Origin of the sequence: Streptomyces spirodelae (genome assembly GCF_017676385.1) — a bacterium.
GTDB classification, from domain to species: Bacteria; Actinomycetota; Actinomycetes; order Streptomycetales; family Streptomycetaceae; genus Streptomyces; species Streptomyces spirodelae.
In genome coordinates, this window is the sequence record NZ_JAFFZN010000016.1 from 97,136 (window position 1) to 120,816 (window position 23,681).

General features: G+C 71.3%; 18 protein-coding genes and 2 pseudogenes. 9 read left to right on the forward strand and 11 right to left on the reverse strand.

What is annotated here, in order from left to right:
* Window positions 1–347 precede the first annotated feature (347 nt).
* Window positions 348–908 carry an ATP-binding protein gene (locus JW592_RS18340; protein ID WP_209266213.1) on the reverse strand — a complete coding sequence of 187 codons (561 nt, stop codon included), beginning with the start codon at window positions 906–908 and terminating at the stop codon, window positions 348–350.
* A 137-nt stretch (window positions 909–1,045) separates the two neighbouring features.
* Window positions 1,046–1,387 (reverse strand): anti-sigma factor antagonist BldG, encoded by a 342-nt coding sequence (gene bldG / locus JW592_RS18345; RefSeq protein ID WP_016473000.1) that lies wholly within the window; start codon window positions 1,385–1,387, stop codon window positions 1,046–1,048.
* 189 nt (window positions 1,388–1,576) lie between these two features.
* Between bldG and JW592_RS33595 the strand changes: the two are divergent.
* Together JW592_RS33595 and JW592_RS33600 are read left to right on the forward strand one after the other, a co-directional pair.
* Window positions 1,577–2,617 (forward strand): annotated as a pseudogene (locus tag JW592_RS33595) (DEAD/DEAH box helicase); the annotation flags it as partial.
* 105 nt (window positions 2,618–2,722) lie between these two features.
* A pseudogene (locus tag JW592_RS33600) lies at window positions 2,723–4,128 on the forward strand (Zn-binding domain-containing protein); the annotation flags it as partial.
* 82 nt (window positions 4,129–4,210) lie between these two features.
* On the opposite strand, the gene JW592_RS18360 reads toward JW592_RS33600, so the two are convergent.
* The 7 genes from JW592_RS18360 to ssd form a co-directional block, all read right to left on the reverse strand.
* Entirely contained in the window at window positions 4,211–4,627 is a 417-nt protein-coding gene (locus JW592_RS18360) for an Rv3654c family TadE-like protein (RefSeq protein ID WP_209266214.1), read from the reverse strand.
* Window positions 4,611–5,009, reverse strand: coding sequence for a TadE family type IV pilus minor pilin (locus tag JW592_RS18365; protein WP_372446538.1), 399 nt, complete (start codon window positions 5,007–5,009; stop codon window positions 4,611–4,613). The genes JW592_RS18360 and JW592_RS18365 overlap by 17 nt, the downstream gene beginning before the upstream one ends.
* Before the next feature lie 49 nt (window positions 5,010–5,058).
* Window positions 5,059–5,277: a DUF4244 domain-containing protein gene (locus JW592_RS32820; protein WP_372446539.1), complete on the reverse strand. Its 219-nt coding sequence runs from the start codon at window positions 5,275–5,277 to the stop codon at window positions 5,059–5,061.
* A gap of 142 nt (window positions 5,278–5,419) precedes the next feature.
* Window positions 5,420–6,082, reverse strand: coding sequence for a type II secretion system F family protein (locus JW592_RS18375; protein WP_307805455.1), 663 nt, complete (start codon window positions 6,080–6,082; stop codon window positions 5,420–5,422).
* Window positions 6,083–6,285: 203 nt separating this feature from the next.
* Window positions 6,286–7,296: a type II secretion system F family protein gene (locus tag JW592_RS18380; protein WP_209266216.1), complete on the reverse strand. Its 1,011-nt coding sequence runs from the start codon at window positions 7,294–7,296 to the stop codon at window positions 6,286–6,288.
* A 20-nt stretch (window positions 7,297–7,316) separates the two neighbouring features.
* Window positions 7,317–8,690 carry a TadA family conjugal transfer-associated ATPase gene (locus tag JW592_RS18385; protein ID WP_372446533.1) on the reverse strand — a complete coding sequence of 458 codons (1,374 nt, stop codon included), beginning with the start codon at window positions 8,688–8,690 and terminating at the stop codon, window positions 7,317–7,319.
* Window positions 8,691–8,785: 95 nt separating this feature from the next.
* Window positions 8,786–9,961, reverse strand: coding sequence for a septum site-determining protein Ssd (ssd, locus tag JW592_RS18390; protein ID WP_209266217.1), 1,176 nt, complete (start codon window positions 9,959–9,961; stop codon window positions 8,786–8,788).
* 453 nt (window positions 9,962–10,414) lie between these two features.
* Between ssd and JW592_RS18395 the strand changes: the two genes are divergently transcribed.
* On the forward strand, window positions 10,415–11,242 hold the full coding sequence (locus JW592_RS18395) for an HAD family hydrolase (RefSeq protein WP_209266218.1): 828 nt from the start codon (window positions 10,415–10,417) through the stop codon (window positions 11,240–11,242).
* A 506-nt stretch (window positions 11,243–11,748) separates the two neighbouring features.
* Here the strand turns inward: JW592_RS18395 and JW592_RS18400 are convergent.
* Window positions 11,749–12,624: a Fic family protein gene (locus JW592_RS18400; protein ID WP_209266219.1), complete on the reverse strand. Its 876-nt coding sequence runs from the start codon at window positions 12,622–12,624 to the stop codon at window positions 11,749–11,751.
* A gap of 106 nt (window positions 12,625–12,730) precedes the next feature.
* Between JW592_RS18400 and JW592_RS18405 the strand changes: the two genes are divergently transcribed.
* A complete protein-coding gene (locus JW592_RS18405) occupies window positions 12,731–13,732 on the forward strand; it encodes an ATP-binding protein (protein WP_209266220.1) in 1,002 nt (333 codons plus the stop codon).
* A gap of 140 nt (window positions 13,733–13,872) precedes the next feature.
* Here JW592_RS18405 and JW592_RS18410 read toward each other — a convergent pair whose 3' ends face one another.
* Window positions 13,873–15,141 (reverse strand): polysaccharide deacetylase family protein, encoded by a 1,269-nt coding sequence (locus tag JW592_RS18410; RefSeq protein ID WP_209266221.1) that lies wholly within the window; start codon window positions 15,139–15,141, stop codon window positions 13,873–13,875.
* 260 nt (window positions 15,142–15,401) lie between these two features.
* On the opposite strand from JW592_RS18410, the gene JW592_RS18415 reads away from it, so the two are divergent.
* The 5 genes from JW592_RS18415 (at window position 15,402) to JW592_RS18435 (ending at window position 23,533) form a co-directional block, all read left to right on the forward strand.
* A complete protein-coding gene (locus tag JW592_RS18415) occupies window positions 15,402–17,951 on the forward strand; it encodes a bifunctional SulP family inorganic anion transporter/carbonic anhydrase (RefSeq protein WP_209266222.1) in 2,550 nt (849 codons plus the stop codon).
* Window positions 17,952–18,294: 343 nt separating this feature from the next.
* On the forward strand, window positions 18,295–20,262 hold the full coding sequence (gene acs / locus JW592_RS18420; RefSeq protein WP_209266223.1) for an acetate--CoA ligase: 1,968 nt from the start codon (window positions 18,295–18,297) through the stop codon (window positions 20,260–20,262).
* A gap of 222 nt (window positions 20,263–20,484) precedes the next feature.
* Window positions 20,485–21,963 carry a Na+/H+ antiporter NhaA gene (gene nhaA, locus JW592_RS18425; RefSeq protein ID WP_229376322.1) on the forward strand — a complete coding sequence of 493 codons (1,479 nt, stop codon included), beginning with the start codon at window positions 20,485–20,487 and terminating at the stop codon, window positions 21,961–21,963.
* Window positions 21,964–22,079: 116 nt separating this feature from the next.
* Window positions 22,080–22,550: a phage holin family protein gene (locus JW592_RS18430; protein WP_209266224.1), complete on the forward strand. Its 471-nt coding sequence runs from the start codon at window positions 22,080–22,082 to the stop codon at window positions 22,548–22,550.
* Window positions 22,547–23,533, forward strand: a complete 987-nt coding sequence (locus JW592_RS18435) for an alpha/beta fold hydrolase (RefSeq protein WP_209266225.1) — start codon at window positions 22,547–22,549, stop codon at window positions 23,531–23,533. The genes JW592_RS18430 and JW592_RS18435 overlap by 4 nt, the downstream gene beginning before the upstream one ends.
* The last annotated feature ends 148 nt before the right edge of the window (window positions 23,534–23,681 follow it).

The following is a 23,681-nucleotide window of genomic DNA, read 5'->3' on the forward strand; positions in this document are numbered from 1 at the left end:
GGTGGGTTTAGGCGCTGGTCACAAATGTCGACCGCGGCGATCACAAGATCGGAAAAGAAGATCGCGAAAGGCCCCGGCCAGGCTCCCCGAAAGATCGAGAACCCCGACCAGATGTGATGGGCCAGCACGTGTGAGGGTGTGGAGGTTCAGGGGGAGTTCGGGGGAGGCGGGACGAGCTGCCCCCGTTGGAGGCGAGGCGCGGCTGTCGCGGGGCGTGATGCGTCTGTCGCGAGGCCAGAAAGCTCCTGTTGCGGGGCAAGAGGCGCCCGGCGCGGGGCGAGCACGTCTGTCGCGGGGAGAACGCGCCAGGCGCGCTCTCGCGTGGGTGCCCCGGGCCAGGGGGCGGCTCAGGGGAGGACCGGCTCCGTCGTGGGCCAGCTCATGCGGATCACGCCGCCGTTCTCGTCGGTCGTCACTTCGACGTCGTCCACCAGCCCGCTGATCACCGCGAGACCCATCTCGCCGTCGCCCTCTTCCTCCTCCGGGACCGGCTCGGGAATCTCGTCCCGCGCTCCGGGCAGCAGCTTCCCCTCCGCCTCGACCAGGCCACCGCCACCGCCACCGCCTGCGGGACCGTTGCCGTTGGCCTCGGCTTCACTCCGGGCACCGGAACCCGCGCCGGCACCGAGAGTGCCGCCGGGCAGCGAGAAACGCCGGTGCGGCGCGTCGTCCCCCACCTCGATGGAGAACTTCTTCTCGTCCTCGATGAGCGACACCCGCACCGGGCTGCTGAGGCCGTGGCTCATATGCAGGCCGACGGCGCGCGTGCACGCCTCGCCGACAGCCAGCCGCACCTCGTCGAGCACGGCTTCGTCGACCCCGGCCCGCCGCGCCACGGCGGCGGCCACCAGCCGCGCCGTACGGACGTGCTCCGGCAGCGCACTGAAGAGCAGCTCAACGGTGGCCATGCCATCCCCCTCGGTTTCCCTGAGTGTCTGTGGCGCCCGTCCGGGGCTCGGAACGATCCGGGACCCGGCGCCCGCCTCACAGTCAACCGGTAAGCCGTCGGGCCACCCCACGCGGGGCGGACCGACGGCCCGGCACATCAGTCAGTGGCCGCTACGGCCTCGTCGACCGAGGAGTGGATCGGGAACACCTTCGTCAGTCCGGTGATCCGGAAGATCTTGAGAATGCGCTCCTGGTTGCAGACCAGGCGCAGCGAGCCCTCGTGGGCACGCACCCTCTTGAGCCCACCGACGAGCACGCCGAGCCCGGTGGAGTCGAGGAAGTCGACACCCTCCATGTCCACGACGAGGTGGTAGCTGCCGTCGTTTACGAGCTCGACCAGTTGCTCGCGCAGCTTGGGCGCGGTGTATACATCAATCTCGCCACCGACCTCGACGATCGTGCGATCGCCGACGGTACGGGTCGACAGGGACAGGTCCACGGATCCTCCAGCACCTTGCTATCGAGCGGTCAGCCCCCTCGGTTCTCCCTCCCCCTGCCCTGACGGAGGGAGGTACCCCCAAAGGCAGGGGACGGATCGGCAGCCGCAGAGGCATTCAATCACTTACCAGCAGGCTAGGACGACGCCTTGCGGTCATTGTCCGCCTCGCCAGTGACACACTCGGTACCGATGGCCAACGAACAGCACACCCGGTCCGCGAGCGTACGCCCGCGAGTCGAGCCCCACCGCTCGGCTTCCTGCGGCGACCCTCGCGACGTGCTCGCTCGTCTCACCAAGGGGCCGGACCGCGCCGGGCGTGTCACCCATACGGAGCACTTGCCCCCGCGAAACGGTCGCCATGCGCATTGGCCCGACCGGATCCGGCCAGAAGTGATCGAGGCCGTACAGCAGGCCGGCATCGACCGCCCCTGGGAGCACCAGGCCCGCGCCGCCGCACACGCCCTCGACGGCGATTCGGTGATCATCGCCACAGGCACCGCCTCCGGGAAATCCCTCTCCTACCTCGCTCCTGTTCTCAGTACCCTGCTGGACGGCTCCGAGGCCCCGAACGGCCGCGGCACCACCGCGCTGTACCTGGCTCCCACCAAGGCCCTCGCCGCCGACCAGCGGCGCGCCGTCACCGATCTGGCCGCCCCGCTGGGCACGGCCGTACGAGCCGCGGTCTTCGACGGGGACACGCCGATGGAAGAGCGCGAATGGGTGCGGCTGTACGCCAACTACGTGCTCACCAACCCGGACATGCTCCACCGGGGCCTGCTGCCCGGCCACACCCGGTGGTCCTCCTTCCTGCGCGCACTGCGCTATGTCGTCATCGACGAGTGCCACACCTACCGCGGCGTCTTCGGCTCCCACGTCGCCCAGGTCCTGCGCCGCCTGCGCCGGGTGTGTGCCCGCTACGGCTCCGAGCCCGTCTTCCTCCTCGCCTCCGCCACCGCCGCCGCGCCCGGCGAGGGCGCCGCCCGGCTGACCGGCGTACGGCCCGTCGAGATCACCGAGGACACCTCCCCGCGCGGCGAGACGGTCTTCGCCCTGTGGGAGCCGCCGCTGACCGAGCTGGAGGGCGAACGCGGCGCCCCCGTCCGCCGCACCGCCACGGCGGAGGCTGCCGAGCTTCTGACCGACCTCGCGGCCGAAGGCGTACGCACCGTCGCCTTCGTCCGCTCCCGGCGCGGCGCCGAGCTGATCTCCCTCATCGCCCAGGACCGCCTCGCCGCCATCCCGGCCCCTCGAAGCCCCGGGGCAACCGAGGACCGGCACCAGGACGCGCCCGAGGGGACGCCCGAGGACACCCCTGGGGCGGCGGGAGCGGACGCCGCGGAGACTGACGCGAGCGTGGGCGTGGGCACGGGCGTGAGCGTGGGCGTGAGCACGGGATTGGCCGGCGAGGGGGTCTCTCCTCACGGATCGCCGCCTACCGCGGCGGCTACCTGCCCGAAGAGCGACGCGCCCTCGAACGCGCCCTGCACACCGGCGAGCTGCTGGGCCTGGCCGCGACGAACGCGCTGGAACTCGGCATCGACATCTCCGGGCTGGACGCCGTCCTCATCACGGGCTATCCCGGCACCCGCGCCTCCCTCTGGCAGCAGGCCGGCCGCGCGGGCCGGGCCGGTCAGGGCGCGCTGGCCATCATGATCGCCCGTGACGAGCCGCTGGACACCTATCTCGTCCACAACCCCGAATCCGTCTTCCACACCCCGGTCGAGTCCACCGTTCTGGACCCGGACAACCCCTACGTCCTCGCTCCACACCTGTGCGCAGCCGCAGCCGAGATCCCCCTCACCGAGGCCGACTTCGACCTCTTCGGGCCCCAGACCCCCCAGCTGCTGAGCAAGCTCGAAAAGCGCAAGCTGCTCCGCCGCCGCAGCTCCGGCTGGCACTGGACCCGCAAGGAGCGGGCCGCCGATCTGACCGACATCCGGGGCAGTGGCGGAAAACCGGTACAGGTCGTCGAAGCGGACACCGGCCGCCTGCTGGGCACCGTCGACGCCGGAGCCGCACACACCACCGTCCACGAGGGCGCCGTCCACCTGCACCAGGGCCGCACCTATGTGGTGCGACGGCTCGACCTGGAGGATTCCGCAGCGCTGGTGGACGAAGCCTCCCCGCCCTGGACGACGATGGCCCGCGACACCACCTCGCTGGCCGTACTGGAGACCGAGGCCGAGGTCCCCTGGGGCGAGGCCCGGCTGTGCTTCGGCTCCGTCGAGGTCACCAATCAGGTCGTCTCCTATCTGCGCCGCCGTCTGATCACCGGCGAGGTCCTCGGCGAGACCAAGCTGGACCTTCCGCCCCGCACTCTGCGCACCCGGGCCGTCTGGTGGACCGTCACCGACGACCAGCTCGACGCCGCCCGGATCAACCCGGAGATCCTCGAGGGCGCACTGCACGCCGCCGAGCACGCCGCGATCGGCATGCTGCCGCTGTTCGCCACCTGCGACCGCTGGGACATCGGCGGCGTCTCCATCGCCCTGCACCCCGACACCCTCCTTCCCACCGTCTTCGTCTACGACGGCCAGCCCGGCGGGGCCGGCTTCGCCGAGCGCGCCTTCCACACCGCCCGGGACTGGCTGACCGCCACCCGCGACGCCATCGCCGCTTGCGAATGCGAGGCGGGCTGCCCCTCCTGCATCCAGTCCCCCAAGTGCGGCAACGCCAACGACCCGCTTCACAAACGCGGCGCCATCCGCCTCCTCACCGAACTCCTCCGCTCCGCCACCTGACACCTGCCGTCACGGGCCCCACGGCCATGGCCCCCCTTCCACCCCGACCGCGGCCAGGCATCAGGCCCGCCTCCGAGCGGCCTCACCTCCCCCGACGGGCCCTCCACACCGGACGAGCCGCCACGGGAATCGCCGAATGGGCGGCCGGACGAGCCACCGGGTGGTCGGCCGGGCCCGCGCGGGACCGTACGCGTGCGGTGTAGGCGCCCCAGCGCACCCCCGCGTCCAGGTCAGCAATCTCTCCCCGGACCGCGCACCGGACCACCCGCGCATCCTGTGCCCGCGCCACCCGGCGCGCCGCCGCGCACGCCGGCCCTGGGCCCTCCAGTGCCCGGTCGGCCGCCGCGAGCGCCGCCAGGTCGGCGACGGCACCCGCCCGGTGCCGTACGTACACCGCCTGGCCGAACCCCAGCACCCCCGCGAACACCCCGCACAGCACCACCACACTCAGCGCCGCCCACACCGAGGCCGACCCGCGGTCGCTACGGAGCCTGTCCACCACCCGCCCGCCTCTCGTCCGCCGCTACCGCCTCCGACCGCAGCTCCACACTCAGCGGCCCCGGACCGGCCGTCCTCGCCCGCACCGCGACTCTCACCAGCTCGCCCTCCCTCGTCATCTGCACCCGGGCGCCGTGCGGCGCTGCCGACCGCGCGGCCCGGGACACCCCTGCCTCGGGCTCGCCGCGCGCCGCCGCCCGCGCCCCGGCCCGGGCGGCGTCCACGCACTGAATCCGCGCCACCGCGGCCATCAGCCCCCACAACAGCCCCGCGACCAGCAGCACCAGAGCCGGAATCACCACGGCGGCCTCGGCCGTGACATAGCCCGCGCACGGATCGCCGCCCCTCCATCTACCGCCCCACAGACGCGGGCGAGGGCGCAGGCGCGAGGGCGAACGCGGTTCCGGGCCCGCGCCCGCCGCCGCGGACCGCTCAGAACGGTGCACGGAGCGCCCGTTCGACCAGTCCCTGCAACTCCGCGCCCACCGCACCGCTGTTGACGACCTTGTAGAGCACCGCCGCCAGTGCGACCGCCGCCAGCGTGCCCATTGCGTACTCGGCCGTACTCATCCCCCTGTCCCCGCAGAGCTTCCGCCGCGCCCGCGTGCCCTTCCACAACAGCCGCGTCAACAGCCGCACCCTCACCAACACCGCAGTACCCACGTCCACTTCGCTCCCTCTTCCTGCTTCCGACCTGGCCCGGCCACTCACTCGTCCCTCAGCTCTTCCTCCCTGGGCATTTCCTCCCTGGGCATTTCCTCCCTGGGCATTTCCTCCCTCAGCACTGCTCCCCTCACCACAGCGACCGCGCCAGCCCCAGAAGTACGGGCACCACACCCACTGCCAGGAAGGCCGGCAGGAAGCACAGCCCCAAGGGTCCTGTGACCAGTACGGCCGCCCGGCGGGCTCGGCTGCTCGCGGCGCGCGCACGGCTGCCACGCAACTCGGCCGCCAGCCGGGTCACGGACTCCACCGCAGGCACCCCGGCCACACCGGCCCGCTCCATGCACCGGGCGAACTCCACGCCCCACGGCTGCTTCGCGAACCGTCCCCACACCAGGCCCGGTTCAGCTCCCAGCCGCAGCTCCGTCGCCGCACCCGCCAGCCGCTCCCCCAGCGGCCCGCCCACCGAGCCACCGACCGCCTCCGCCGCACGCTCCGGGCCCGCACCTGCCGCGAGGCACGCGGCCATCAGTTCGGCAGCCAGGGGAAGCTGCTCCTCGGCAGCCCGCTCCCCCGCGCCCTGTGGGTCCTCCGCTGCGGACTGCCGCCGTAGCCACCGCCAGGTGCCCCACGCAGCCGCTCCGCCCACCAGCCACCCCACCGGGCCGCCGATCAGCACCACGCCCAGCACCCCGGCACCGGCCACGCCCATGCCCTCCCGGGCCCGTCTTGTCCGCAGGACCCCCTCCCACTTCCGCCTGGCCACCGCCCAACGGCCCGGCGGCTGATCCACCACCCCTCCCCTGCCCGCAACCCCGCACAGAAGGTTCACGCGTCGCCGCGCGGCCCCCTCCCGACGGGCCGTGTCCACAGCTGTCGCCACGCACCAAGCCGCGGCCAGCACCGCCACCGCCGCCGGAGCCCACATCCACAGGGTGGGGACAACCTCTGCCGCTTCCGCCCACCGGGCGGGGACCAGCTCCGCACCTCCACCGCTCACCTCGACCAACTCCCACTCGCCCGACTCCGCACCGGCTCCGCCACCCGTTCGCCCGGTTGCGTACGGCGCTCGGCCCGCGCCACCTCCCTCGCCTTCCGGGGCTCGTCGGCTCCCTCGGCCGCGCGCACGATGTGAGCGACCCAGGCCAGCCCGGCCCACTCCAGCAGCAGCCCTGCCGCCAGGCAGAGGAGACCGGCCGGGGTGTGCAGCAGAATCCACAGCGGATCGGCGTCCATGGCCGCGCCCATGGCCAGCCCGAAAACCGGCAGCAGTGCGAGCACCAGGGCGGTGGAGCGGGGACCGGCAAGCTGAGTCCGCAGCTCCTCCCGCTGCTCGATGCGGGCACGCACCGAACCGGCCACTGCCTCCAGGCCCTCGGCCAGTCCCGCTCCGCCTTCGACCGCCACCTGCCAGCAGGCGGCGGCTCCGGCCAACCCCTCGCCACCGGGCAGCAGCGCCGCTTCCCGCAGCGCAGCGGGGACGTCTCCGCCGAACCGGGCCGCTGCCAGCACGGCGGCTCCCGGCTCGCCGAAGCGCCGCACCACGGCGCGGTCGACCGCGAGTAGTGCCCCGTCCGGCTGGCGGCCGGCCCGTAGTTCACCCGCCACGGCCGCACACAGCCCCACCACAGCTGTCTCGCGTTCGCGGGCTGCCTGATCGGCAGCACGGCGCCGCAGCCGACGCCGGACGAGAGGGACCGCCGCGAGTCCGGCAACCAGCGGCAGCACTGACTGCCCCAGCAACCCCACCACGAGGCCCACCGGCAGGCACCACCACTCGGTTCCGGCCCGCCCGCCCAGGCGTCGCCGCACCCCTTCGATGGCGTCCAGCCACCAGCCAGGGGGCTCGAAGGCCGGCCATCGCGCCACCGCCTGTGCTCCGCCCGCGAGCAGCAGCCTGGCGCGCCGTGCCCCGTCCTGCCGCCCGGTCATCAGCCAGGCCGCCGCTCCGGCACACACCACCGCTGCGTACGCGGCGTAGGCCACTGCTGGCTCGGTCCCCGCCATTCCAGAACCTGTCGCCGTGGTCACCGAGCACCCCTCTCGGCAGGCACCGACCACGACGGCCACGCCCCGGCCGCCGCGTCCTCGGCCCACTTAGCGCCTGCCGACAGGCGGCTTTCGGCACCTCCCCCGAACTCGTCGGCGTGGCGCCGCATGCACAGCTCCTCCAACCGCCGCCAGCCGCGCTCGCGTGCGAATCCACTCGCGGTCTTGCCGACGGTTCCCCTCCGGCGACCGTCCGCACCGTTCCACACGGCAGCCGGCACCGTTGTCACCAACCCGTCGGCATCGCGCTCCAGCACATGGATCTGAGCGACCCGCCTCCTGCCGTCCCGCCCTCGCACCAGGTGCACGATCACATCCAGTGCCGCCGCCAACTGACTGTGCAGCGCGGCCCTGTCGAGCCCGGCCGTGGTACCCAGGGCCTCGAGCCGGGCCGGGACATCGGCAGCGGCGTTCGCATGAACGGTGCCGCAACCTCCTTCATGGCCGGTGTTCAAAGCGGCCAGCAGGTCGGTGACTTCGGGTCCTCGTACCTCGCCCACGACAAGCCGGTCGGGCCGCATGCGCAGCGCTTGCCGTACCAGGTCGCGCAGTTCCACACGGCCCACGCCCTCTTGGTTGGCTGGGCGTGCCTCCAGCCTTACGACGTGCGGGTGGTCGGGCCGGAGCTCCGCCGAGTCCTCGGCGAGGACGATGCGTTCGTCCGGGCCTACCAGTCCCAGCAGCGTGGAGAGCAGTGTGGTCTTGCCGCAGCCGGTGCCGCCGCTGACGACGAAGGAGAGGCGCGCGTCCAGCACGGCCCGCAACAGCCGCTCCCCTCCGGGCGGCACAGTTCCGGCGGCGACGAGTTCGTCGAGGCCGAAGGCCCGGGGGCGCACCACCCGCAGGGACAAGCAGGTTGAGCCCACGGCCACCGGGGGCAGCACAGCGTGCAGCCGGGTGCCGTCGGGGAGCCGGGCGTCGACCCAGGGGCGGGCGTCGTCGAGGCGGCGTCCTGCCGAGGTCGCCAGCCGCTGGGCGAGCCTGCGGACGGCGGCGGCGTCGGGAAAGCGCACGCCGGTCAGCTCCAGTCCGTGACCCCGGTCGACCCATACCTGATCGGGGGCGGTCACCAGGACGTCGGTGACCTCCGAATCCGCCAGCAGCGGCTCCAGCGGACCGGCGCCGACCAGTTCGGAGCGCAGGGCTTCCACCACGCCCAGCACCGCGCTGTCCCCCATCAGCCGCCCCTGAGCCCGCAGTGCGGCCGCCACCCGCGCGGGGGTCGGTTCCGCTCCGGCCTCGGCGAGGCTGCGCCGGACCGAGTCCAGCAACCGGGCACCGGCCCCCGTCCCCTCCGGACCCGCGTCCCCGGCTCCTGGGCGTTCTCCGGTCGGTCCTGAGCCGACTCCCACGCCCGCTCCCGATGTGTCCGCAGCAGCCTCGCCCACTCGGAAACGAGGCCCATCCGGTGCCGCGGTGGCGGCACACCGACTCCTTGCCACTCCCGTCATGCCGCCATCGCTCCCTGGCTGAGCACGCGCTCCCAGAGCCGGTCGCAGAAGCGGGCCAGAGCACCGTCCCGCGCGGAGCCGGGCGGCCTGCCACGGTCGATGTGCTCCAGCAGGCCGCGTTCCCAGGGAAGCTCCCCGGCCAGCGGCAGCCCGAGCAGCCGGGCGACTTCCGCGTCGTCCAGGCCGGAGCCGTATCCACGGGCACTTTGCGGCCCGCCCGGTGGGCGCACCACTGCCCGCAGATCGCGGACGACCAGTTGTGTCCGGGCGGCCACCCGGTGCGCCGCGGCCACGGCACGCAGCTCCGCCGGTACCACTGCCAGCCCGAGGTCGAGCTGGACCAGCGCCTCCGCGACGGCTTCGTCCGCCTGCCGGGGCAGGTCGACGACGACCACGCCGCCACGCCGCCGCGCGGCGCAGAGCACCGATTTCATGGCGTCGGCGGGTAGCACTACGCGTTCGCCCCGGTCCCAGCTGAGCACGGTCAGTTCGTCCGTACGCGGCAGGGACTCGGCGAGGGCGGCGCCGCCGACCCGGCCGCGGGACTCGGCGAAGTCCGGCCAGCGCAGTCCCGGCGTCCGTTCCGCGCCGAGCAGGATGTCCAGCCCGCCGCCGAGCGGGTCGGCGTCGATGAGCATGGTCCGTTCCCCGGCACGTGCCGCAGTGACCGCGAGCGCGCAGGCCAGCGTGGAGGCTCCGGCTCCGCCCCGTCCGCCGATGACGCCGACGGTCAGGGCGGCCTGGCCGACTCCTTCCAGCGCGTCGGCGATACGGCCGGTCAGCCAGCCCTCCGCGTCGGGGAGCAGGACCACGCTCTCGGCCCCGATCCGGACTCCGCGCTCCCACACGCCGGAGTCGTCCCAGTCCCGCCCGACCAGCAGCACCCCTGGCCGCCGTGTCGCCGTCCCGCCCGCGCTCGGTGGGCCCTGGCGGTCGAGCCCCACATCGGGCGCCGGGCCACCGCCGAAGCCGGAGGCGCTTGCGCAGTCGTCGCCGACGAGCACCAGGGGCGCTCGTTCCCATGCGGTGGCACCGCTCCAGGACGCCCACCCGGTCCGGCTCGTCGGGCCGCCGTGCGCGACCTGCGGCTCGGTTCCGGCGGCTGCGCACAGTCGCAGTAGGTCATCAAGGAGTTCCTCGTCCTCGGTGACAATCAGAATGTTTTCGGCCATGCTCTGGGCCCTCCCCGTCAGTTGGGCACTCGCGTCCGCAAACGGCTGCGGACGCCGACGGGATTCACGGTGCAGCGAACCGGAAAAACTTGTGGATCATGGTCGAAAACTGTGGACAACCCCGAGACTGTGAATAACTCGCTCACCCAAACCAGTGACTATCGGAGAGCATCCCTTCGATTACTCTCAGTTACGGTTCGGAGGAATCCGGGAGTCCGGTCCTGACAGATCGAAAAAGCCCCGACCACTGCGGGCCGAGGCGGGAAAAGCCCCCCGGACATGCGACGACCCCCGCCGGGGGGGAGAGCGGGGGTCGTCCCCACGGCCGACTCGGGGGGGGAGGAGTCGGGCCGGGTTAGCACGGTCGCGAACGATCCGTGACTTCCATGGTGTACCCGAGAGCCTTCTCAGGCAAACCCACGCGCCCCAGCTTACGCCGAATGGTGGGCGCCTATGCTCATGGGCGTGGAAAATCTCGCGATGCCTCGGACAGCCGCCTTCTTCGATCTGGACAAGACGGTCATTGCGAAGTCGAGCACGCTCACCTTCGGCAAGTCCTTCTACCAGGGTGGCCTGATCAATCGCCGCGCAGTGCTGCGGACCGCCTACGCGCAGTTCGTATATCTCCTCGGTGGCGCCGATCACGACCAGATGGAGCGGATGCGCGAGTACCTCTCCGGACTGGCGCGCGGCTGGGATGTCGAACAGGTCAGGGAGATCGTCGCGGAGACCATTCACGACCTGATCGACCCGATCATCTACGACGAAGCCGCCTCGCTCATCGAGAAGCACCATCTGGCGGGCCGTGACGTGGTGATCGTCTCGTCGTCGGGGGCCGAGGTGGTCGAGCCGATCGGGCGGATGATCGGCGCCGACCGGGTTGTGGCCACGCGGATGGTCGTCGAGAGCGGCCGCTTCACCGGCGAGATCGAGTACTACGCCTACGGTCCCACCAAGGCGGAGGCCATCCGGGAGCTGGCCCGATCGGAGGGCTATGACCTGGCGCGCTGCTTCGCCTACAGCGATTCGGTCACGGACCTGCCGATGCTGGAGGCGGTCGGCCAGCCGCATGCCGTCAACCCGGACCGTGCGCTGCGCAAGGAGGCCCTCGCGCGCGACTGGCCCGTACTGACGTTCTCCCGGCCGGTGCGGCTCAAGCAGCGCATCCCCTCGCTGTCCATGCCGTCCCGGCCGACGCTGGCGCTGACCGCCGTGGCGGTGGGCGCCGCGGCGGCGACGGCGGGGTTCGTCTGGTTCAACAACCGGCGCCGACCGAGCTGACGACTCCCCCCGGAGGCATGGCATGTCGCTTTCGGGGGTAACACCCGGTTTCTGGGCGTACGGCGGTAGTTGCGGGCAACAGTAAAGATCTAGGTTCGTGCCGGGGAGAGGACTTCCGCTCGGCTCCCGCACGGAGTACAAAGGAATCACGGCCCGCGAGACCAACGGCATCCGAAAGGATTCCGTATCACGCAGATGGCCCCACGGACCGGAAGCATGAATACCGGGCACCCACGCGACGCACAGCCCGCGATCGGGTAGGTCCCTTCAGGGAAGGGCAACGATCCCACCCTGATGTCTGGACGACGTGAAGCACGCACTGGTAACCCGGTGGACATGCCAGTGACGGCCTCGCCCTTGGTGGCGGGGCCGTCGCATTCTCATGACGGCTCCGTCACCCCTCCGCCATGACGCCTCCAGCGCGGTGCTTTCCGGATGATCGCCAGCGCCCAGGCCCGCCCCGGAGCCCACCTCAGGACTCGCTCAGGGCTCACCCGAGGGCTCGCTCAGGCCGCTCCCCGCTGCATCGCCTCACAGACCGCGGTGCTCTCCCGCACGCCGAGCTCAACCGCACGGCCGCAGTGCGCGATCCACTCGCTCATCCCTTCGGGGGTTCCCGAGGCGTAGCCGGCCAAGGCAGCCGTGTACTCCTCGTGCCCAAGCTCCGCATGGCCCACCTCGGCCGGACAGATGGCCTTCGGATCGAGGCCGCTGCTGATCAGTACGACACGCTCGGCGGCGCGCGCCACCTGCCCGTTGAACGAGCCGAACGGGCGCAGCACCTGCAGTTCACCGTGCACCACCGAGGAGGCGACCAGTGCGGGGGCCGAGGTGTTGCCGCTGATGAGCTGCGCCAGGCCGTCCAGCCTGGCTGCGACCTCGTCGGCTCCCGGCAGGTCCACGCCGATGTCCGGACCCTGGACCGGCTCCCCGGGGCGCCGCGGGCGGCCGACGGTGTCCTTCGCGGACACGCCGCCGGCGGCCACCAGGTGCAGCCTGGCCAGCACGCGCAGGGGTGACTGCGGCCAGATGTCGAGCAGCTGACCGGCCTCGGCCGTCACCCGCAGCGCTGCACCCACCGTGCGTGCCTCTTCGTCGACGCTGAAGTCGCTGCGGCGGCGCACCTCTTCGAGCGCCCAGTCGACGCCCTCCACAGCCGCGGTGCCACGGGCTCCACGCAGCGCGGCCTCCGCGCTGACCTCGCTGCTGCGGCGGCGCATGATGCGGTGCCCGTAGGCCCGGTCCACCGACTTGCGCACGGATTCGACTGCCTCCGGCACACCCGGCAGCGCGGCGAGTGGCGCGAGCGGGTCCGCCGCGGAGACGCCGGGAGCCGAGGACTTCGAAGTGCCGCCGTCGTCGGGGCGAGCGGTGCTACTCATGCGTACGACCCTACGCACCCGGCCGGGCGGCCCAACCCCTCGATCGAGTGGTCTTCTTCACTCACCTCGGCCGACCCGGTGCTCGCGGCGGCTTACGCTGTTGAACATGAAGATCGCTTTCGTAGGGAAGGGCGGCAGCGGAAAAACCACGCTGTCCTCGCTGTTCATTCGCCACCTCACCGCCCGCGGCGCTCCCGTGGTCGCTGTCGACGCGGACATCAATCAGCACTTGGGCGCGGCACTCGGGCTGGACGACGCGGAGGCCGCCGCGCTGCCGGCGATGGGCGCCCACCTGCCACTCATCAAGGAGTACGTGCGGGGCAGCAACCCCCGGATCACCTCCGCCGAGAAGATGATCAAGACGACACCGCCCGGCGAGGGGTCCCGGCTGCTGCGTCTGCAAGAGGACAATCCGGTCTACGACGCCTGTGCGCACCCTGTCGCACTGGACGGCGGGGATATCCGGCTACTGGCCACGGGGCCGTTCACCGAGTCGGACCTGGGCGTTGCCTGCTACCACTCCAAGACAGGCGCGGTGGAACTGCTGCTGAACCACCTCGTGGACGGCCGCGAGGAGTACTTGGTCGTCGACATGACGGCGGGCAGCGACTCCTTCGCCTCCGGAATGTTCACCCGCTTCGATATGACGTTCCTGGTGGCCGAGCCGACCCGCAAGGGTGTCTCCGTCTACCGCCAGTACAAGGACTATGCCCGGGACTTCGGGGTTCCGCTGCGTGTCGTCGGCAACAAGGTGCAGAGCGCCGATGACGTCGACTTCCTGCGTCAGGAAGTGGGCGACGACCTGCTGGTGACCTTCGGCCACTCGGACTGGGTGCGCGCCATGGAGAAGGGCCGTCCGCTTCCGTTCGCCGAACTGGAGGAGGACAACTCCCGCTCGCTGGCCGCGCTGTACGAGACGGCCGATGCTTCCTACGAGCTGCGCGACTGGGAGCGCTACACCCGGCAGATGGTCCACTTCCATCTGCGCAACGCGGAGAGCTGGGGCAACGCGAAGACCGGCGCGGACCTCGCGGCCCAGGTGGACCCCTCGTTCACCCTGAGCGAGGACCGGCAGGAGGCCGCTGCTGCCGCTCCTCAGCCGGCCTGACCCTGGCCTGCCCCCTCTGCCTTCCGTCCCGCCCCCGTCCGATCCTGCCGCCCTCCGCTTGATCCCCGGCCGACCCCGCCGGCCGGGGATCGAGCGGACCTCCCGGTTCCGAGCCGTCCAGCCCGGAACCGGGGCCCAGCTCAGCCGGCCTTCGCTGCCTTGGCCTCTCCCGGGGGGTTCCCGGACTTGCCCGTCCCCCTGAGGAAGGAGCGCCAGCCGCCGGACGGCTTCTCCCCCACCGCGAGGGTGCGCAGCTTGGCGAGCATGCGCGGGTCCTGCGCATCGAGCCAGTCGACCAGTTGACGGAACGAGACGCAGCGGACCCCGTCCTTGCGGCAAACCGTCTTCATGACGTCTTCGACGGCGTCCATGTAGATGCCGCCGTTCCAGTCCTCGAAGTGGTTACCGATGATCATCGGTGCCCGGTTGCCCTTGTAGGCACGCTCGAAGCCCTGCAGCAGGCCGTCACGCATCTGGCGCTGCCAGTACGGCCGCTTCTCCACGTCGCCGTCGACGGTGCCTGACTGGTTGACGAGGAAGTTGTAATCCATCGACAGGGTCTCGAACCCTCGCCCGGGTACCGGAACCTGCTGCAGCGGCAGGTCCCACAAGCCGTGCCGCTTGCCCGGCCACACCTGGGTGCCGTTCCCGCTGGAGTCGTAGCGGAAGCCCATCTGCTCTGCAGCCTTCAGCAGATTCTCCTGGCCCTCCAGACAGGGCGTACGGCCGCCGATCAGCTCCCGCTCGTAGTCGAACGGGAGCGCCCTGGCCTTCTCCCAGCCGGTGGTCGTCTTCCAGTGCTGGACGAACCAACGGGCCTGCTTGATCTCGCTCTTCCACTGCTCGACGGACCAGGTGTCCACGCCGTCGGGGCCGCAGAAGTGACCGTTGAAGTGGGTCCCGATCTCGCTGCCGTCCAGCCACGCCTTGCGGACCTGCCGGAGGGTGGCACGCACGTTCTCGTCCTTGAGGTAGCCGATGTCCGAGGCGCCGGGCTCGTGTCCGGGCGGGGAGTAACGTTTCGCCTCATCCTCCGGCAGCGTGTAGACGCCGCTGAGGAAGTAGGTCTGCGCCGCGCCGTACTTCTTGCCCGCCTTGCGGAAGCGGGAGAAGAGCCTCTTGCCGTCCTCTCCGGCGCCGTCCCAGGAGAAGACCACGAACTGCGGCGGCTTCTTGCCGGGCGCGAGCCTGCGCGGGGTGGGCTGGAAGGGCTGGCGTCCCGTCAGCGAGGTGGAACCGTCCCCCAGCAGTTGCCCCTTGGCCCCGGGTCTGGCCTGTGGTGCCCCGGCGGGCGACTCCTCCGGCTCGTGCGCACCGTCGCCGCCGGAGCAGCCGGCGGAGGCCAGCGCCAGCGCCAGCGCCGCCGGGAGCACGGCGGTCAGAGCGGGTCTTCTTCGCATGGCTGCCATCGGCTCACCTCGTCCTTACGCCTTGTCTCGTCGGTCACCGGCCGGGACCGCGTTGCCACGCGGATAAAAGTGACATGAGACGTTAATAAGACAAATAGGACAAGCGGCTTTTCAGGCACCGTTCACTCGATGGGTGGAACACGGGCAGCCAGACACCACTCCGCGCTTCACCAAGGCTTTACTTGGCATTACTGTTCTTTTACTTCCAGCTGGGAGTAATCAGACGATCACGCAAGGTGCCGACCTGGGGAGGAGCCGCGATGTCCCACCGCACCCCTGTGTGCAGCGGTCCAACCGCCCGCCCGAACCGCTCCCCCGCCCAACAGCGCTGGTCAGCCGATCTCAGCGCCTCCGTCACGGTCTTCCTGATCGCCCTCCCGCTCTCCCTCGGTATCGCGCTGGCCGCGGGCGCCCCGCTCCAGTCAGGGCTGGTGGCCGCAGCGGTCGGCGGGCTGGTCTGCGGCAGGCTGGGCGGAGCTCCACTCCAGATCACCGGGCCCGCCGCGGGCCTGACGGTGATCACTGCGGAGCTGATCCAGACATACGGCTGGCAGACCACCTGCGCGATCACCGTTCTGGCCGGGCTCGCCCAGATCGGACTCGGCTTTCTGCGGGTGGCCCGCTCCGCCCTCGCCGTGAGCCCCGCGGTCGTGCACGGGATGCTCGCGGGAATCGGGGCCACCATCGCGCTCGCCCAGCTCCATGTGATGCTTGGCGGCGACCCCGACAGCTCGCCGCTCACCAATGCGCTGGAGCTGCCGGGGCGGATCACCTCGGTGCAGCCCGCCGCCCTCTCCGTCAGTGTGCTGACCGTCGCGGTGCTGCTGGCCTGGCCCCGGCTCAAGGAGCAGGGCGGATGGCTCGGCGCTGTCACCGGAAGAGTGCCCGCCGCGCTCGCCGCGGTCGGCCTGGCGACGCTGGCCACAGTGCTGGCCGATGCGAGGCTGCCCCGCGTCGACCTCCCCTCCTGGCGCTCGCACGCGCTGCCCCATCTACCGGAGGGGCCGGTGCTGGGGCTGGGCGCGGCGGTGCTGACGCTCACTCTGGTGGCCGGCGTGCAGGCCCTCCTGTCCGCGGTGGCCGCCGACAAGCTCACGGCCGCGCGCGGAGCCGCGAACCGGGTGCCGCGCAGTGACCTGGACCGGGAGCTGCGCGCCCACGGCGTGGCCAACGCGGTGTCAGGCTCCCTGGGCGGGCTGCCGGTGACCGGGGTAGCCGTGCGCAGCTCGGCGAACATCGCCGCCGGAGCCGTCAGCCGGAACTCGGCACTGCTGCAGGGGATCTGGGTGGTGCTGGCAGCCGGGTTGCTGGTCGGCGTGCTGGAGCTGATCCCCCTCTCGGCGCTGGGGGCTCTGGTGATGGTGGTGGGCGTGCGGATGATCAATCCCGGCCACATCAGAAAGGTGGCACATCACGGCGAGGCCCTGGTGTTCGGCACGGCGGCAGTCGCCGTGGTGCTGCTGGGCGTACTGGAGGGGGTCGGTCTGGGCATCGCGGTGGCGGTGGTGGTGGCGCTGCACCGGCTGGCCTGGGCCCGGATCAGCGTGGAACGCGAGGCGGACGGCGGCCCGGCCTCCTCTCCGCCCGTGAGTTACCGGGTCGTCGTACGGGGGCAGTTGACGTTCCTGGCGGTGCCCCGGCTGAGCCGGGCGCTGGCCCAGGTGCCGGACGGGGCCAAGGCGGTGGTGGAACTGGAGGGGTCGTTCGTGGACCACGCGGCGTTCGAGGCGCTGGAGGACTGGAAGGCCGCCCGTGCGGCGACGGGCGGTGAGACAGAGGTCAAGAGCCGTGCGGGGCAGGAGATCGGGGAACCTACGACGATTCACGCCTGCACCCCGTGGACGCCGTGGCGCAACCATCAGTGCACGCGCCCCCCGGCCGACGGAACCGACAGCGCGGGCGGCTCGAAAAGCTCGGAAATCACAGAAAGCTCGAACAGTTCGGACAGTTCGGACGGGTCAGGCCGCTCAACCGGCCCCCGCGGTGCCGACCGCATGGGCCATGCCGATCGCTCAGCCTTCTCGGCCGGCTCGGACGGTGCGGAACCCCGGACCCCTTCGCGGCGAGGGCAACTCCTCGGCGGCGTACGCAACTTCCAGCGCACCACGGCCCCCCTGGTACGGGACGAGCTGGCGAGGCTGGCACGTGAGGGGCAGCAGCCCTCCCAGCTGTTCCTCGCCTGCGCCGACTCCCGCCTGGTCACCAGCATGATCACCTCTAGCGGACCGGGGGATCTGTTCACCGTGCGCAATGTGGGCAACCTTGTCCCGCCACCTGGCGAGGAGAGCGGTGACCAGTCGGTCGCGGCCGCGATCGAGTACGCGGTGGACGTGCTGCGCGTCGAATCGGTGACTGTCTGCGGCCACTCGGGCTGCGGCGCGATGCAGGCGCTGCACAGCGGAGCGACAGCGGCTCAGGGCTCCGACGACACCCCGCTCGGCCGCTGGTTGCGGCACGGGCTGCCCAGCCTGGAGCGGTTCCGTAGCGTGGCCCGTAGCTCGCCCCGGTCCGAACCGCGGCTGGCAGACCGGGAGACAGCCGACGAACTGGAGGCGCTGTGTCTGACCAACGTCGTCCAGCAGCTGGAACACCTCGCGGCACACGCGTGCGTGGCCCGGCGGCTGCGCGAGGGGACGCTGGAACTGCACGGGATGTACTTCCACGTCGGTGAGGCACAGACCTACGTCCTCGACACCACAGCTCCCGACACCACAGCTCCCGACACCGCGGCCCTCGGCGCCCCGGCCCTCGGCGCCCCGGGGCCCGAGCCGGTGTTCGCCGCCGTCAGACCCGACCCCGTCACTTCCTGACCGGCGCCGTCAGGAGCCAGGACCAGCAAGGACGCCAAGACCTTCCTGTGGCTGTGCGAGAGCCGCCGGAGACCGCCGACGAGGCCGACGAGGTGGACGAGGTGGACGAGGTGGACAACCGGGTTCGTCTCCGTGGCAATTCACCTGCGGAGGCGAACCGTGGAGCAGGGCGAAGCGCAACACTCCGGTGTGGCGCGGAACGACACGCAACGACTCCCTGATTGCCGCTGTACCCCGCAGGGTCCGAGGTGCCAGGATCGGCTGGGGGTTGACCGGGCTCCCGCGATCACTAAGCATGCCAGTTATAAGGATTGGTCTACACCACTTGCCGACGGGAGCCGACATGAACGAGAGTCCTTCCCTCTCCAACCTGCTCAAGGAGGAGCGGAGGTTCGCGCCACCCGCCGAGCTGGCCGCGAACGCCAATGTCACCGCCGCGGCGTACGAGCAGGCCACGGCCGACCGCCTGGGTTTCTGGGCCGAGCAGGCGCGGCGGCTGAGCTGGGGAACCGAGCCGACGGAGACGCTCGACTGGTCGAACCCGCCGTTCGCCAAGTGGTTCAAGGACGGCAAGCTCAACGTCGCCTACAACTGCGTCGACCGGCACGTGGAGGCCGGCCGTGGCGACCGCGTCGCCATCAACTTCGAGGGTGAGCCCGGCGACACCCGCACGCTCACCTACGCCGACCTCCAGCGGGAGGTCTCCCAGGCCGCCAACGCGCTGACCGAGCTGGGCGTACAGGCAGGCGACCGGGTCGCCATCTACATGCCGATGATCCCGGAGACGGTTGTCGCCATGCTGGCCTGCGCGCGTATCGGCGCACCGCACTCGGTGGTCTTCGGCGGCTTCTCGGCCGACGCGCTGGCGACCCGGATCGAGGACGCCGACGCACGTGTCGTCATCACTGCCGACGGCGGCTACCGCAAGGGCGCGCCGTCCGCGCTCAAGCCCGCCGTCGACGAGGCGCTCACCCGACCGGGCACCGAGAAGGTCCGCAACGTCCTGGTGGTCAAGCGCACAGGCCAGGAGGACATCGTCTGGAACGAGGAGCGCGACCTGTGGTGGCACGAGGTGGTCGGCCGCCAGTCCGAGCAGCACACCCCGCAGGACTTCGACGCCGAGCACCCGCTGTTCATCCTGTACACCTCCGGCACCACGGGTAAGCCGAAGGGCATCCTGCACACCACCGGCGGCTACCTCACGCAGGTCGCCTACACCCACCACGCGGTCTTCGACCTCAAGCCGGAGACCGATGTGTTCTGGTGCACCGCCGACGTCGGCTGGGTGACCGGGCACTCGTACATCGTCTACGGCCCGCTCGCCAACGGCGCGACGGAGGTGCTGTACGAGGGCACCCCCGACTCGCCGCACAAGGGTCGCTGGTGGGAGATCGTGCAGAAGTACGGCGTCACCATCCTCTACACCGCGCCGACCGCGATCCGCGCGAGCATGAAGTGGGGCGACGACATCCCCGCGAAGTTCGACCTGTCCTCGCTGCGCATCCTCGGCTCGGTGGGCGAGCCCATCAACCCGGAGGCGTGGGTGTGGTACCGGCACCACATCGGCGGTGACCGCACCCCGGTGGTCGACACCTGGTGGCAGACGGAGACGGGCGGGATCATGATCAGCCCGCTGCCCGGCGTCACCGAGGCCAAGCCGGGCTCGGCGCAGGTGCCGCTGCCGGGGATCTCGGCGACAGTCGTGGACGACGAGGCCAACGAGGTGCCCGACGGAGCCGGCGGCTACCTCGTGCTGACCGAGCCGTGGCCGTCGATGCTGCGCACCATCTGGGGCGACGACCAGCGCTTCCTGGACACCTACTGGTCGCGGTTCGAGGGCAAGTACTTCGCGGGCGACGGCGCCAAGAAGGACGACGACGGAGATGTGTGGCTGCTCGGCCGGGTGGACGATGTGATGCTCGTCTCCGGGCACAACATCTCCACCACCGAGGTCGAATCCGCGCTGGTCTCCCACCCGAAGGTCGCCGAGGCGGCCGTGGTGGGTGCGACCGACCCGCAGACGACGCAGGCGATCTGCGCTTTCGTCATCCTGCGCGGCGGTGCCGACGAGGACGAGGCGCTGGTCGAGGAGCTGCGTGCGCACGTCGCCAAGCACCTCGGCCCGATCGCCAAGCCGAGGCGCATCCTGCCGGTCGCCGAGCTGCCCAAGACCCGCTCGGGCAAGATCATGCGCCGGCTGCTGCGGGACGTGGCGGAGAACCGGACGCTGGGTGACACCCAGACCCTCACCGACTCGTCGGTGATGGAGCTCATCCAGTCCAAGCTGCCGAGCGCGCCCAGCGAGGACTGAGCACAGCACCGAGCGAGGACTGGGCCCCGCACCAGCCAAGACTGGGCCCGGCACCCGGCGAGGGGGCATCCGGCAACGCGCCGGGTGCCCCCTCGGGCGTGTCAGTGGGGTTGGTTACCCTTGGGGAATCGAGTAAAGAAAATACCAAGAACCGAGGGCGAGCCGGGAAGTCTGGTCGGCACACACCACAGGTGTGTCCGCGCGACCCCCGGAGTCCCACTCATGGCTACCCCGCACGCCCCGCCGCACGGCCCCGACGACCACAGCAACGACAGCAACAGCAACAGCAACAGCAACAGCAACAGCAACGACGACAACAACCGCCGTTCCGTCTTCCTCGGCAGGCTCCCCCTCGGCGAGCGCAGGTTCCTCGCGGACGCGCTGCGTACCGAGACCGTCGGCGGCACCCTGCTGCTGGCCGCGGCGGTCGTCGCCCTGCTGCTCGCCAACACCGGCGCGAGCGGCTTCTACGACGACATCAAGGACTTCCACTTCGGTCCCGGGGCGCTCCATCTGAACCTCTCGGTCGCCGACTGGGCCAAGGACGGCCTGCTCACCCTGTTCTTCTTCGTCGCCGGGATCGAGCTCAAGCGGGAGCTGGTCGCCGGCGAGCTGCGCGATCCGCGGGCGGCCGCGCTGCCGATCGTCTCGGCGGTGTGCGGGATGGCCGTCCCAGCGCTGGTCTATGTGGCCTTCGCGGCGGGCGGCGGCGGTGACCTGCGCGGCTGGGCGATTCCGATGGCGACGGACATCGCGTTTGCGCTGGGAGTACTGGCCGTGCTCGGCACGGGGCTGCCCTCCGCGCTGCGCGCCTTCCTGCTGACGCTGGCCGTCGTCGACGACCTGGGCGCCATCGTCATCATCGCCATCTTCTACTCGGCGGGCATCAGCCTCGGCGCGCTGGCGGGCGCGATCGCAGGGCTGGCGCTGTTCTGGTTCCTGCACCACCGGGGCGTGCGCGGCTGGTACGTGTACGTACCGCTCGGCCTGGTCGTGTGGGGGCTGATGCACGCCAGCGGGGTGCACGCCACGGTCGCCGGGGTGGCGATGGGGCTGATACTGCGCTGCACGCTCCGGTCCGGAGAGGAGACCTCACCGGCCGCACACATCGAGCACCTGGTCAGGCCGCTCTCAGCAGGGCTCGCTGTGCCCCTCTTCGCGCTGTTCGCGGCGGGTGTGACGATCTCGGGCGGGGCGCTGGCCGATGTGTTCACCAAGCCGGAGACGCTGGGCGTGGTGTTCGGCCTGCTGGCGGGCAAGACACTCGGTGTCTTCGGCGGCGCCTGGGCGGCGGTGCGCTTCACCAAGGCGGAGCTCAACCGGGAGCTGGGCTGGGCGGATGTGCTGGCCATCGCGGCGCTGTCCGGTATCGGCTTCACCGTCTCGCTGCTGATCGGCGAACTGGCCTTCTCCGACAACCCGGTGCTCGCCGACGAGGCCAAGGCGGCCGTGCTCATAGGCTCGCTGCTGGCCGCCGTGTTCGCCGGAATCGTGCTCAAACTGCGGGCCCGTAAGTACCGTTCGCTGGTGGACGCCGAGAACCGGGACGAGGACGGCGACGGCGTCCCCGACATGTACGAGGAGGACAACCCCGACTTCCATCTGCGCATGGCGGCGCTCTACGAGGCGAAGGCTGCCGAGCACCGCAGGCTCGCCGAGGTGGCCACTCGCCACGACGTGACGGACGATGGTCCGGCATGATCTGAGCCTGACCGGCTACCGGCAGGGAAAGCCCGCACCGAGCCCGCCGCCACAGCCAGGGGAAGTACCGGGTCCGCACCGCGCCGGGCCCGCACGACGACAAGGGAGAGACAGCGATGAGCGCAGCCGACGACGGCCGCAGCCTGGGCCAGTTGGTCGCAGCGGCCACTGCGGAGATGTCCGCGCTGGTGCACGACGAGATCGCGCTGGCCAAGGCCGAGCTGCGGCAGGACGTCAAGCGCGGTGTGCTGGGCAGCGGCGCGGCCCTGGCCGCCGGGGTCCTGGTGCTCTTCGCGCTGCCCGTGCTGAGCTTCGCCGCCGCCTTCGGCATCCACAATCTGGGGCTCGGTCTGGCCTGGTCGTTCCTGATCGTGGGCGGCGCCTACATCGCGCTCGCGCTGCTGTTGCTGCTGCTGGCGCTGGCCAAGTTCAAGAAGGTCTCCAAGAGCAAGAGCCCGCAGAAGTCGGTGGCCTCCGCCAAGCAGAGCGCGGCCGTCCTCTCGCACGCCAGGCCGCACCCCCGTGCGGCGGAGAACGGCGGGAAGGAACGCCCGCAGCTGCAGGGTGTGACACGCTCGTCCGTATGACGTTCGCAGACAGTCCCGCGGCCGTGATCCGTCCCGAAGGCCCCTGGACACACCGGGATGTGGCGGCCAACGGCGCGCGGTTCCACATCGCCGAAATGGGCGAAGGCCCGTTGGTGCTGCTGCTGCACGGCTTTCCGCAGTTCTGGTGGGCGTGGCGCCACCAGTTGCCGACGCTCGCGGACGCCGGCTACCGGGCTGTGGCGATGGACCTGCGCGGAGTGGGCGGCAGCGACCGTACGCCGCGCGGCTACGACCCGGCCAACCTCGCGCTCGATGTGACCGGTGTCATCCGCTCACTGGGCGAGCCCGACGCGGCACTGGTCGGACACGACCTGGGCGGCTACCTGGCGTGGACGGCCGCGGTGATGCGGCCCAAGCTGATCCGCCGCCTCGTCGTCGCCTCGATGCCGCACCCCCGCCGCTGGCGGGCCGCCATGCTGGCTGACGTACGGCAGACGGCGGCCAGCTCCTACATCTGGGGGTTCCAGCGTCCATGGCTGCCGGAGCGTCAGCTCGTCGCGGACGGGGGCGCGCTGGTGGAGCGGCTGGTCCGGGAGTGGGCAGGCCCCAAGCCGCCCGGCCCCAGCGACACCCCGCCCGGTCCCGTCGGCAGCCCGGCCGGTCCCGCCGGGCACGCGGGCGTGCTGGCGGTGGACGACTACCGGCGCGCGATGTGCGTGCCCTCCACGGCGCACTGCTCGGTGGAGCCGTACCGGTGGCTGGTGCGGTCGCTGGCGCGGCCGGACGGGATGCAGTTCTACCGCCGGATGAAGCGGCCGGTACGGGTGCCGACGTTGCATCTGCACGGTTCACTCGATCCGGTGATGCGGACCCGGAGCGCGGCCGGTTCGGGAGAGTACGTGGAGGCCCCGTACCGCTGGCGGCTCTTCGACGGGCTGGGGCACTGGCCGCACGAGGAGGACCCGGAGACCTTCACCTCCGAGCTGGTGCACTGGCTCAGCGACCCGGAACCGGACCGCTGAGCCCGACGTCACAGGCCCGACGCCACAGGCCCGGCAGGCGCAGGGTTGCCATGGGCGGCGCACAGGCCCGTACATGTGCCCGGCGCATAGGCCGATTGAGCGCCCGGCGGGCGATTACTGACCATGAGGCAGGGGCAGGGACCTCGGT